This is a genomic window from Algoriphagus chordae (genome assembly GCF_003254055.1).
Lineage (GTDB): Bacteria > Bacteroidota > Bacteroidia > Cytophagales > Cyclobacteriaceae > Algoriphagus > Algoriphagus chordae.
In genome coordinates this window covers 183222-195617 of record NZ_QKZT01000004.1, presented here as the reverse complement: position 1 = coordinate 195617, position 12396 = coordinate 183222, and the positions used below count along the sequence as shown (strand labels likewise).

Genomic DNA, 12396 nt, shown 5'->3' with positions numbered 1-12396 from the left:
CCTTTCTCTTCAGAATTTATTTCAGGTAAAGCTTTTAGCTTACCTCCGGCATGCTATGCCTCATTCGGCCTAAGTTTAGTTTCTTAGGACTTAGATCATATTTCTTAAGTTTTTCAAACCATAAATCCCAAAAATCATGTCAACAAATTATCACTTCGAAACACTGCAAGTTCACGCAGGTCAAGAGCCAGATCCTAGTACTAACTCACGTGCAGTACCTATCTATCAAACTACCTCCTATGTTTTCAATTCCGCAGAACATGGTGCGAATCTTTTTGGATTAAAAGAATTCGGGAATATTTATACTCGAATCATGAACCCTACTACGGATGTTTTTGAGAAGAGGCTTGCTGCTCTGGAAGGTGGAGTGGCTGCCGTGGCCACAAGTTCAGGTATGGCAGCTCAATTCCTCGCATTGAACAACATCATGGAAGCTGGCGATAATTTTGTTTCTAGCCCATTTCTATATGGAGGTACATTCAACCAGTTTAAAGTCTCTTTCAAGAGAATCGGAATAGATGCCAGGTTTGCAAAAGGAAAAACTCCAGCAGATTTCGAGGCACTCATCGACGACAAGACTAAAGCGATTTACTTGGAAACGATAGGAAATCCTGAATTCAATATTCCAGATTTTGAAGGAATTGCGGCTGTTGCAAAGAAGCATGATATTCCGCTGGTAGTAGATAATACCTTTGGTGCTGGAGGCTATTTGTGCCAGCCTATTGCTCATGGAGCTAATATTGTCACCTCATCTGCTACTAAGTGGATCGGTGGTCATGGTACTTCTATTGGAGGAGTGATCGTAGATGGAGGTAATTTCAACTGGGGAAATGGAAAATTCAAGCAGTTCTCTGAGCCATCTGAAGGATATCACGGATTGAATTTCTGGGAAGTATTTGGAGAAAACAACCCTTTAGGACTTCCAAATGTTGCGTTTGCTATCCGAGCACGAGTAGAAGGTCTTCGTGACTTTGGACCTGCCATTAGCCCGTTCAATTCATTCCTATTGCTTCAAGGAATAGAAACGCTTTCTCTAAGAGTACAGAAAACAGTGGAAAACACCTTGGCGTTGGCTCAATGGCTTGAAGCCCATCCTTCTGTTCAGAAAGTGAATTACCCAGGATTGAAGTCTTCTCCATACCATGAGTTGGCAAAGAAATACCTTAAAAACGGATTTGGTGGAGTATTAAGTTTTGAGCTAAAAGGTGATAAGGAGCAGGCTTCTGCACTGATCAATAGCTTGGAGTTAATTTCTCATCTAGCCAATGTAGGCGATGCCAAAACTCTAATTATCCAGCCTGCCGCTACGACACACCAGCAATTAACCGATGAGGAACAACTTGCTGCGGGTGTCACTCCTACTCAATTGAGAATCTCATGTGGTATCGAACACATAGAAGATATCAAGGCTGATTTGCAACAAGCTTTCGACAAAATCTAACTCAACAAATGAATCTTAAAAGTCAGTACGCATCGATTACCATGACCCAGGAAATATTTCATTCAAGTTCACCTTTGCCGTTGGAATCAGGAGAATTCCTCACTGAATTTGATCTTGGCTACACCGCATATGGCCAGCTCAACTCAGATAAATCCAATGTAATCTGGGTCATACATGCGCTTACTGGAGATTCCAATGCGCAAGAATGGTGGAATGGTTTGATAGGAGAAGATAAATTCTTTGATCCTGCAGATCATTTCATCATCTGTGCAAATCTATTAGGATCCTGCTATGGTTCTACCCAGCCATTTAGCGACAATCCTGAGACCAAGGAGCCTTATTATTATGATTTCCCTCAAATGAGCACCCGTGATCTTGCTCAGGGATTGGAGCGCTTAAGGATTCATTTGGGAATAGAATCTATTCATACGCTTATCGGTGGTTCTTTGGGCGGACAAGTAGGCTTAGAATGGGCGTATATTTTGGGCAAAAAGCTTCAGAATGCCGTGATTCTTGCATCTACTTCCAAAACTAGACCATGGGTTATTGGCTTCAATGAAACCCAGAGAATGGCCATTGAGTCAGATTGCACCTGGGGAGAAAAACATGAGCAAGCAGGAAATAAGGGCTTGGAAACAGCCCGAGCCATTGCCATGCTAACCTATAGACATCCTGATGATTTATCCGCTAAACAAGCTGACCCAGACAACAAAGTCGATGATTACCGAGCAGCATCATACCTAAGGTACCAAGGTCAAAAGCTTGCCAGACGTTTTAATGCGCTGTCATATTGGACTTTGAGCAAAACAATGGATTCCCACGATTTGGGAAGAAATAGAGGTGGCCTAGATAATGCATTGGGAGAAATAGAAGCAAATGTACTGGCAATAGGTGTGAATACAGATTTGTTATTCCTCCCAGAAGAATCTCAGTTTATCAGTCAAAAAGTGAAAAAAGGTACGTACAAGGAAATCACTTCCACAGCAGGGCATGATGCTTTTCTGATTGAATTTGAACAATTGTCCTACCTGCTCAAATCCTTTTACCTACAGCAAAAAAAATAATTAAGATAAAATAAGGCAGCGATCACTGCCTTATTTTTTTACTCTATTCCATTCTACTGTCCTACTTACCCAAGATTCGCCGAGGTATCCTTTGATCTCAAGCAGATCTTTCTTTTTGAGTTGTAGTTCACAGATATAGGAAATTCCTGATTCCGGATCATAAATCTTACCATCTGACCAAACTCCATTTTTATATTTCAAGCCATCCAAAATCGTCAAGCCCATCAATGGACGATCCCTCAGACTGGAATCCGAATTCACAACGTCTAAAAAACTCTCTGGATCTCCTTCATCATGTTTGATCCAAATAAGTTTCCCGATCAGCTGATCATCATTTTCCATGATCTCAATCTGAGCTGTCTTTTCCATATTGAACCACACTCCTATTATTTTAGACTTAGCTTGTGCCTGGGCAGATTCTATACCAAGGAACAGCATACAAATGCTTAGTAAGGTGTATTGAGCAGTTTTCATAAAAAGTTGGTTTTTGTAATACTTAGGATGGCTAGAATTGAATATATCCATTTTTGGGTTAAAATCATATCAAATTATCTATCAATTCTCCTATTCAACTTATAGCCCTCTGGTTTTGTTTTAAGCAAAATCACATTTAACTAAACAGGACAGTCACAACTAATTAAGGCTAGTTATTCTTATCAAATAAAGTGCGATTCAGGACAAATCATCAGATTCCTAGTTTAATTGAAGAAAATATCATCAAAATCCTTTATCAAGAATAGATTGGCAATATCCTTGGGGAGAGTTACTTTTGAGCAGAAAAACTAATCTATGGCCAAATACCCACGCAAGAAAAAGACATTAGGACACTTCAAGTTTGGGAGCGTTCTCTTCAGTACTACCTTATCGCTTTTTATAGTAGGTCTTTTCGGAGTGATCTTGATCCAAGCAAAAACGCTGACAAGCATGATCCGAGAGAATATCGAAGTTCAGGTGTTTTTGGAAAAAAACATGGAGCAAAAGGACCTAGATGCCATTCATGACAATCTTTCCCAACGATCATTTATCCTTCAAAAAGGAGATACACTAAACCTCAGGTATGTTTCTGATGAGGAGGCTGCAGCCACTTTTATAGAAAGTACTGGAGAAGATTTCACACAGTTTCTCGAGGACAATCCGCTCCGAGACAGCTTTGTGTTGACAATAGCCGAGGAGTTTCAAACCTCCGAGCAGCTAGAAGCTATCGTCACAGAAATTCAGGCGATTCCAGGAGTTTTTGAAGTTTCCTATATGACCGATTTGGTTGATTCTATTAATAAGAACCTACTGAAGGTGAGTTTGGTCTTAGGAGGATTTATCCTGATTTTGATTATCACCGTGGTCATGTTGATCAATAATACTATTCGACTAGCCTTGTTCTCTCAGCGATTCTTGATTCGTTCAATGCAGTTAGTTGGTGCTACCAGAGGTTTTATCAGAAAACCGTTTCTCTCTAGAGCATTCTTGTTTGGCATGATGGCAGGAGCCTTTGCATCGGTTATTCTTTTTGGATTGGTGAAATACACGCAGGCAAATATCGAAGGATTTGCCATGCTTCAAAATCAAGAATTACTCCTAGTGCTTTTTGGTATTTTGATCTCCGTGGGCGGAATTCTATCTGTCTTGAGTACCTTGCGTGCAGTAAACAAGTATTTAAATATGTCTTTGGACGAACTCTATTAATATAATGAGCAAATCTTCATTCCCCTTTTCCCGCAAAAATTACAAGCTAATGTTTATCGGTATCGGTCTGATCATTCTAGGTTTCATCATTATAGGCCTGGACAGCGATCCACATGGTAATGGCGTATTAGGCTTAACCATAGGCCCAATAGTTACTTTGGCTGGATTTATTTTTGAATTCTATGCCATTTTTGCCAAAACAGATAGTAATAAGTAAAAAGAAGCGTGGAAATAATTGATGCGATTATCCTTGGAATCATCCAAGGATTGACCGAGTTTTTGCCTGTATCCTCCAGCGGTCATTTGGAATTGGGGAAGGCTATTTTAGGAGAAAGTAAAATGCCTGCCGAAGGCTTGATGTTCACAGTGGTGGTTCATTTTGCCACGGCTTTAAGCACGATCGTTGTATTTCGAAAAGACATAGCAGAGATATTCGCTGGCCTATTTAAGTTTCAATGGAATGAGGAAACTCAATTTGCTGCCAAAATAGTCCTTTCCATGATTCCCGCGGCTATTGTTGGAGTTGTATTTGAAGAAGAATTAGAGACACTTTTCGGTGGTCAAATCGTATTTGTAGGCTGTATGTTGATTTTGACAGCAATCTTGCTTTTCCTTGCTGACAAAGCCAAATTCACCAACCAACCTGTGACTTTCGGACAAGCAATCATCATCGGTATTTCTCAAGCGATCGCTATTCTTCCGGGGATTTCCCGTTCTGGAGCTACAATTTCTACTTCAGTGCTATTGGGAATTGATAAAGGTAAAGCAGCCAGATTCTCATTTTTGATGGTTGTCCCTCTGATCTTGGGGAAAATTGCCAAGGATATTTTGGGAGGAGAACTATCTATGGAAACTGAAGGATTTGGCTATCTGACCGCGGGGTTTTTAGCCGCTTTTATTGCAGGTATTGTAGCTTGTACCTGGATGATTAAATTAGTAAAAAACAGTAAACTCAGCTATTTCTCTATCTACTGCCTTATTGCGGGGGTGATTGCAGTTATAGCTGGATTATATTTATAGGATGAACGAAGAGCCTTACGGAGAAGTTTTTTTAATCAACAAACCGCTAGAATGGACATCTTTTGATGTAGTAAAAAAAGTCAGAAACGCCCTCCGAATTAAGAAAGTTGGGCATGCCGGAACGCTTGACCCCCTAGCTACTGGCCTACTCATCGTTTGTGCTGGTAAGATGACCAAGCAAATAGATTCCTTTATGGGTCAAGAAAAGGAATACACAGGTACCTTTGTGATCGGTGCTACAACAGATTCCTTTGATTTGGAACAGCCGATAATTCCTGTTGCAGACCCTTCTCATATTACTTTGGAACAAGTGACAGCCGCTGTGGCCGAACTTACAGGAGACATTTTGCAGATCCCTCCTATGCATTCTGCCATCAAAGTAGATGGAAAGCGTGTTTATGAATCCGCCAGAAAAGGCAAAGTAGTAAAAATGGATCCTCGCCCAGTCCAAGTGTCTGAGTTCGAGATCACCAAATTTGAAAATCCAGTTGTTGAATTTAGGATTGTTTGCTCCAAAGGAACTTATATCCGTAGCTTGGCCAGAGATCTGGGAGATAAATTGAATGTCGGAGCCTATATGAGTTCGCTTTGCAGGACAAGAATTGGTAATTTCAAACTTTCAGAAGCGCATGAGCTTTTAGCATTAGTAGAAGAAATCAAAGCAAGAACACATGAAGATCTATGAAGGCCTAAGTGATTTTCCAAAGCTCTCCAATGCGGTCGTTACCAGCGGAACATTTGATGGAGTGCATCTTGGGCATCAGAAAATCCTTCATCGAATTCGAGAAATCGCTCGTTCCATTAATGGAGAGACGGTTTTAATCACTTTTTGGCCACATCCTCGGCTGGTACTTTATCCTGATGAGCACAACCTCAGGTTGCTCAGCACCTTTGAGGAAAAAGCTAAGTTGCTTCGGCAATTTGGTATTGATCACTTGGTCACGATTCCTTTCACCAAAGAATTTTCTCAGCTTTCTTCCCAAGAATTTATTGAATCTGTCTTAGTCGATACGATTCAAACCAAGAAACTGGTTATAGGATACGATCATCGCTTTGGTAAAAACCGTGAAGGAAGTTTCGAATACCTGCAAGCGCATCATAAAGAGTACGGATTTGAGCTGGAAGAAATCTCCAGACAAGATGTAGAGGACATAGGTGTGTCCAGTACCAAAATCCGTCATGCCTTAGAGACAAGTGATATAAATACTGCTATCAATTACCTCGGCAGACCTTATGAATTGAATGGTTTGGTAATCAAAGGGCAGCAAATAGGCAGATCTATCGGTTTTCCTACAGCCAATATTCATATTCCTAACGATTACAAACTTATCCCCAAAGATGGCGTTTACGCAGTAGAGGCTGTAGTGAACGGGGCCTTGTACAAAGCCATGCTGAACATCGGAAATAGACCTACAGTCAGCGGAACTCAGAAGACTGTAGAAGCCAATTTATTCGATTTTCAGGGAGATTTGTATGACAAGCAGATTACGATTTACATCAAAGCATTTCTTCGTGAGGAGCAAAAATTCGATGGACTCGAAGCATTGAAAAAACAACTGTTTTTGGATCAGAAGAATGCCAAGAACTTGCTATAAACCCAAAATATATGATCAACAAAACTGTAAAAAATGCTCGTGAAGCAGTAGCAGACATTCCCAGCAATTGCATGCTGATGATGGGAGGCTTTGGCTTGACTGGCATTCCCGAAAACTGTATTTCAGCACTTTTAGAAAGAGATATTTCAGGTTTGACGATTGTCTCAAACAATGCCGGTGTAGATGATTTTGGTATTGGCTTGTTGCTGAAAAAGCGAATGGTCAAAAAGATGATTTCAAGCTATGTAGGCGAAAATGCTGAATTTGAGCGCCAATTACTCAGTGGAGAATTGGAAGTAGATCTGATCCCACAAGGGACACTTGCCGAGCGCGTACGAGCGGGTGGCGCAGGAATCCCTGCATTTTTCACCCCTGCAGGAGTAGGCACTGAAGTAGCCGAAGGAAAAGAATCCCGAGAATTTGATGGAAAAATGTACCTGTTGGAAAGTTGGTTGAAAGCTGATTTTTCCATCGTCAAAGCATGGAAGGGCGATACGGCTGGCAATTTGATTTTCAAAGGAACGGCTAGAAACTTTAATCCTATTATGGCGACGGCCGGAAAGATCTGTATAGCCGAGGTAGAAGAGTTGGTGCCTGCTGGGGATCTCAATCCCAATGAAATCCATACTCCCGGTATCTATGTTCAGCGGATTTTCCAAGGAGAAAATTATGAGAAGAGAATTGAACAAAGAACAGTCTCTCAGTAAAGACGAGATTGAACTTATCTTTTGACTTCAAAACAAACCCAAAATGCTTACAAAAGATCAAATCGCTCAACGAATCGCCAAAGAGGTGAAGAATGGGCAATACATAAATTTAGGAATTGGTATTCCGACCTTAGTAGCTAATTACATACCTGACCAGTTGGAAGTCGTGCTTCAATCGGAAAATGGATTACTGGGTATCGGCCCCTTCCCTACTGAAGAAGAGATTGACCCAGATCTTATCAATGCCGGAAAGCAAACCGTGACCATGGCGAAAGGCTCAGCACTGTTTAACTCCGCAGAATCCTTCGCTATGATACGAGGTGGGCATGTGCATTTGACCATACTCGGAGCTATGGAAGTGTCCGAAAACGGAGATATTTCCAACTGGAAGATTCCGGGAAAAATGGTCAAGGGAATGGGTGGAGCGATGGATCTAGTGGCTTCAGCAGACAACATCATCGTAGCGATGCAGCATTGCTCTCGATCAGGCGAATCAAAACTGCTCGCTGAATGCTCCCTTCCAATCACAGGGATTCGCTGTGTAAAGAAAATAGTCACTGATCTTGCTGTTTTAGAAATCTCTCCCTCAGGTGGTTTTATCTTGCGTGAAAGAGCACCAGGTGTTTCGATAGAAGAAATCAAGTCCAAAACAGCTGGTAAAATGATAATAGAAGGAGAAATTCCTGAAATGATTTTCGAATAAGATCAGTAAAAATGAACTCAGACAAGGCTCGTGAAGTTAACCTGATTAATTTTGCAAAATCAAGACAGGCTTACATCGGGATCAACTTATAAAGTATGAAATCGAGTTTTGCCCAGTACTTTGCTAATAACATGTGCGAGATTCCTCCCGATAGGCATCGAGATGATCGTAAAAAGATAATAACAAACAGATGAAAAACTCAGAGATTAAATTCCAAGTCGATTTAGATGAAAACAGTTTCCCAAAATCAATCAAGTGGGATGCATCAGACAAAGAAGGTGCAGGCCTAGAAGATACCAAAAGCATCAGCTTAAACGTCTGGGACAATCAGAATCACTCTACACTTCGTATTGATCTATGGACAGAAGAAATGTCTGTAGTGGAAATGAAAAGGTTCTATATCGACATACTTGGTGGAATGGCTCAAACAATCTTGAATAGTACTGCTGACGAATATATGTCTGAGGAGATCAAAGAACTTTGTGATCGCTTAGTCAAACATGTAAATGAAGAAAATAAAGAAGGATAAATTCTCCTTTTTTCGCGTCAAAAAGCCCGGCATTGCTGGGCTTTTTTGTTTTCACCAGCTAAAGATCAAAAATATTATTGTTTTATGATTTGTTAACAAAACAGTTGGCTGGCTTTAGGATCAATAATAAACACAGCAATTATTTTTAAATTTTTAAGTGAATGCCTCAGTTTCCAAGCGAAGTCGTATTTCAAAGTTTTTGTTTGATATTATATTTTGGCCTCAAAGCACTAATTATTCGTTTTTTCGGCTAATTTTCAGGTATTACTTAATGGATTTCCACCCTAAATCCAATAAACCCTAAATATTAATAAAATAGCCTATGAGCAATTTTACAAACAAAATCAGGGCCTCAGTGTTCTTGGTAACACTCTTGGTTTCCCTAACAGCAGGTAAAGTTATCGGCCAGACTAAGATATCTGGAACCGTAACTGACGCAGACACTAAAGAGACTCTAGTAGGAGTCAATATTTTAGTGAAAGGCAAAGTAATCGGAACTATCTCCGATCTTTCAGGAAAGTATGCGCTGGATGTCAATCAAGAACCTCCATTGACCTTAGTATTCTCGATGGTGGGCTACGATAGCCAAGAGGTAGAGGTTACAAGTTCCCAAACCACACTGGATGTTCAACTGGTAGAAACAGCCATCCTAGGTCAGGAAGTTGTAGTTTCTGCATCTAGAGTTGAAGAAAGTGTGCTTCAATCTCCAGTATCAGTGGAAAAAATGGACATCATCGCAATTCGAGATGCACCACAAGCGAGTTTCTACGATGCGATTAATAATATGAAAGGCGTGGAAATGAGTACACAGTCTCTCCTATTTAAGTCTTTCAACACACGTGGTTTCAACGCGAATGGAAACGTGAGAACAGTTCAATTGATCGATGGTATGGACAATCAGGCTCCGGGTTTGAATTTCTCAGTTGGTAATATTGTCGGAATTTCAGAACTGGATTTAGAAAGTGTAGAATTGCTTCCAGGAGCTTCTTCGGCACTTTACGGACCAAATGCCATCAATGGTATCTTGTTGATGAATTCTAAAAGCCCCTTCCTCTATCAAGGTCTTTCTGCATCAGTGAAAACAGGAATTATGCATGAAAGTAGTAGATATAAGAGGGATGGTGAAACTGAGGAACCGCAAGCCTCAACTGGCTTTTATAATTTCAGTGCTAGATACGCCAAGGCGATCAGCAACAAGTTTGCCTTCAAGGTAAATTTTGAATATATGCAAGCAGATGACTGGCAAGCAAATGACTTCCGAGACCAATCACTTCTTAACGGTTCTACGATTGAAACTGGTAATTCGCAGAATAACCCAGCTTACAATGGTGTAAATATTTATGGTGATGAAACCAATGTAAATATGCTTTCTGTAGCGCAGTCTATGGTTGCAGCTGGAGCCCTTCCAGCTTCAGCATTAGGAATTGTTCCAAATATGCCTGTTTCTAGAACAGGCTATATGGAAAGAGATATTGCAGATTATGGTACTAAATCTGTGAAATTCAATGCCGCACTTCATTATAGAATCAACGATAATATTGAGGCAGTTTTTCAAGGAAATTTAGGTTTTGGTACTACCGTCTATACTGGAGCTGATAGGTATTCCCTGAAGGATTTTATGATGGGACAATACAAAGCTGAATTGAGAGCTTCTAATTGGTATATAAGAGCATATACTACTCAGGAACGCTCTGGTGATGCTTTTGCCGTGGGTACTGCTGCGCAAGGAATCAATGAAGCATGGAAAGCTAGTACGCAATGGTTTCCAGAATATGTTGGCGCTTATGCAAATGCGATAGGCCAAGGTGTTGATGCAAATACAGCTCATGGCCTAGCTAGGCAATTTGCAGATACAGGAAGGTACTTACCTGGAACTACAGAATTCCAGAATGCATTAGCTGATGTAAGTTCAAGACCGATTCCAGGTGATCAAAATGGCGTGGGATCTAAGTTTGTAGACAGCAGTAACTTGTACCACATTGAAGGATCATATAATTTCTCAGAGCAAATCAAGTTTGCAGAGATTGTAGTAGGAGCTAATTATCGTATTTATGACTTGAATTCAAACGGTACTATTTTCGCCTTAGATGAAAATGGTGATGAGTTTAAAATCAAGGAGTACGGTGGATATATTCAAGGTTCTAAAAAACTATTCAACGATAAATTCAAATTAACAGCTTCTGCTCGTTATGATAAAAACCAGAATTTTGCTGGTCAGTGGTCTCCACGAGTTTCAGGAGTATTCACTCAGGGAAATCATAATTTTAGAGCTTCTTATCAAACTGGGTTCCGAATTCCAACAAACCAAGATCAGTATATTGATTTGAACACCCCGCAGGCACACCTGATTGGTGGTTTACCTTTCTTAGCAGAAAAGTATAATTTGAATACAAATCCAGGGTATTCATTGGCTAATGTAACTAGTTATGGAGGAGCAGTTTCTGCAGATACTCAGCCAGATTCTCCTGTTTACCAACAGAGTATTCAGCAAGCAACAACTATTGCTATAGACGAGGCTACTAAGTATGTTACTGAGCAAGTGCTGGCAGGAAATATCCCTGCTAGTGAAGCTCCTGCAGCGATTGCTGCACTTGTTCCTACTCTAGTTCCAGGTATTGCAGCTGAGTTGGTTCCATATAATGCGGCAGATGCAAATGTAGATAAATTACAACCTTACGATATCAAGGAATTTAAGCCTGAGCGTGTGAAGTCTTTTGAAGTTGGGTACAAAGGCATTTGGGGTAACAAATTATTGGTTGATGCCTATGCCTATTTCAATAGATTTGAAAACTTCAACGGTAGCCAAGTGCTAGTTCAGGATGCTACAGATGCTGGTTTGGCTGGTCCTAATGCAATCACTGGTCTAAACCTGATCGGTGCTATCGCAAATGCAAGAAATATTTATTCTATGCCTGTAAATAGAACAGAAACCATCAAGTCATGGGGATGGGCTGCGAGTATGGATTACAAGCTGCCAAAAGGATATACTATTGGCGGTAATGTCTCTTATAACACGCTTTCCAACTTGGATGAATTAGCGGAGACTGGTTTCCAGCCTAGCTTCAATACGCCGGAGTATCGCTATGTATTGAACTTCGCAAATAGAGAGGTTATTGACAACCTAGGATTTGCGATAGCTTATAGATGGCAAGGTGAATTTGTATGGCAGTCTTCTTTTGTAGGCCCATCAGTTTCTAGTCAGCAACTATCAGTTGTACCTGCTTATGGCACACTGGATGCTCAAGTGAGCTACAAAATCAAAAGCATCAAGTCAATCCTAAAAGTGGGTGGTTCCAACCTATTCAGCAAGGGATACACTCAAGCATGGGGCAACCCAACTATCGGAACCATGTATTTCGTAAGCTTGACATTTGATGAATTCTTGAATTAATAACTAACGAACTACTCTTAAACTAAGAGCCTTCTACTATCGTGGAAGGCTCTTTTTATTTTCAACTAATAACTCTTACTTATATATCCCATGAGATTATAAGAATTCTTTAATTAGTTTGTAGGTAACGTTTGTTTCCACCCAAGCTTCCTGATATTGATCGTAAAAAGACTGCTTCAAATGTATATCAATACTGGCATCAGGAGATTTTAGTATTTGAATATCATCCACAATAATGGTCTGATGCAATTGATTAGGCTGGTCAA

12 protein-coding genes are annotated in these 12396 nt (G+C 40.4%); 11 read left to right on the top strand and 1 reads right to left on the bottom strand.

Annotation, left to right across the window (positions count from 1 at the left end; genetic code table 11):
• The first annotated feature begins 136 nt into the window (after window positions 1-136).
• Together LV85_RS06180 and LV85_RS06175 are read left to right on the top strand one after the other, a co-directional pair.
• On the top strand, window positions 137-1441 hold the full coding sequence (locus LV85_RS06180) for an O-acetylhomoserine aminocarboxypropyltransferase/cysteine synthase family protein (RefSeq protein ID WP_111317322.1): 1305 nt from the start codon (window positions 137-139) through the stop codon (window positions 1439-1441).
• A gap of 8 nt (window positions 1442-1449) precedes the next feature.
• Window positions 1450-2505, top strand: coding sequence for a homoserine O-acetyltransferase family protein (locus LV85_RS06175; RefSeq protein ID WP_111317321.1), 1056 nt, complete (start codon window positions 1450-1452; stop codon window positions 2503-2505).
• A gap of 30 nt (window positions 2506-2535) precedes the next feature.
• Here the strand turns inward: LV85_RS06175 and LV85_RS06170 are convergent, their stop codons facing one another.
• Window positions 2536-2979, bottom strand: coding sequence for a DUF2147 domain-containing protein (locus tag LV85_RS06170; protein WP_158531149.1), 444 nt, complete (start codon window positions 2977-2979; stop codon window positions 2536-2538).
• Between the two features lie 315 nt (window positions 2980-3294).
• On the opposite strand from LV85_RS06170, the gene LV85_RS06165 reads away from it, so the two are divergent.
• The 9 genes from LV85_RS06165 to LV85_RS06125 all read left to right on the top strand — a co-directional run bounded on the left by LV85_RS06165 (window position 3295) and on the right by LV85_RS06125 (window position 12130).
• Window positions 3295-4185: a cell division protein FtsX gene (locus LV85_RS06165; protein ID WP_111317319.1), complete on the top strand. Its 891-nt coding sequence runs from the start codon at window positions 3295-3297 to the stop codon at window positions 4183-4185.
• A 4-nt stretch (window positions 4186-4189) separates the two neighbouring features.
• Window positions 4190-4402 carry a DUF3098 domain-containing protein gene (locus tag LV85_RS06160; protein WP_111317318.1) on the top strand — a complete coding sequence of 71 codons (213 nt, stop codon included), beginning with the start codon at window positions 4190-4192 and terminating at the stop codon, window positions 4400-4402.
• 8 nt (window positions 4403-4410) lie between these two features.
• The gene (locus LV85_RS06155) at window positions 4411-5205 is read left to right on the top strand and encodes an undecaprenyl-diphosphate phosphatase (protein WP_111317317.1); all 795 of its coding nucleotides are present in this window, start codon (window positions 4411-4413) and stop codon (window positions 5203-5205) included.
• A 1-nt stretch (window position 5206) separates the two neighbouring features.
• A complete protein-coding gene (truB, locus tag LV85_RS06150; RefSeq protein WP_111317316.1) occupies window positions 5207-5890 on the top strand; it encodes a tRNA pseudouridine(55) synthase TruB in 684 nt (227 codons plus the stop codon).
• Window positions 5877-6800: a bifunctional riboflavin kinase/FAD synthetase gene (locus LV85_RS06145; RefSeq protein WP_111317315.1), complete on the top strand. Its 924-nt coding sequence runs from the start codon at window positions 5877-5879 to the stop codon at window positions 6798-6800. The genes truB and LV85_RS06145 overlap by 14 nt, the downstream gene beginning before the upstream one ends.
• Window positions 6801-6811: 11 nt before the next feature.
• Complete coding sequence (locus LV85_RS06140) at window positions 6812-7507, top strand: CoA transferase subunit A (protein ID WP_111317314.1); 696 nt, start codon at window positions 6812-6814, stop codon at window positions 7505-7507.
• Window positions 7508-7550: 43 nt separating this feature from the next.
• Window positions 7551-8210, top strand: coding sequence for a 3-oxoacid CoA-transferase subunit B (locus LV85_RS06135; protein WP_111317313.1), 660 nt, complete (start codon window positions 7551-7553; stop codon window positions 8208-8210).
• Between the two features lie 190 nt (window positions 8211-8400).
• The gene (gene gldC / locus LV85_RS06130; RefSeq protein WP_111317312.1) at window positions 8401-8739 is read left to right on the top strand and encodes a gliding motility protein GldC; all 339 of its coding nucleotides are present in this window, start codon (window positions 8401-8403) and stop codon (window positions 8737-8739) included.
• A gap of 322 nt (window positions 8740-9061) precedes the next feature.
• A complete protein-coding gene (locus tag LV85_RS06125; protein ID WP_111317311.1) occupies window positions 9062-12130 on the top strand; it encodes a TonB-dependent receptor in 3069 nt (1022 codons plus the stop codon).
• Window positions 12131-12396 lie beyond the last annotated feature (266 nt).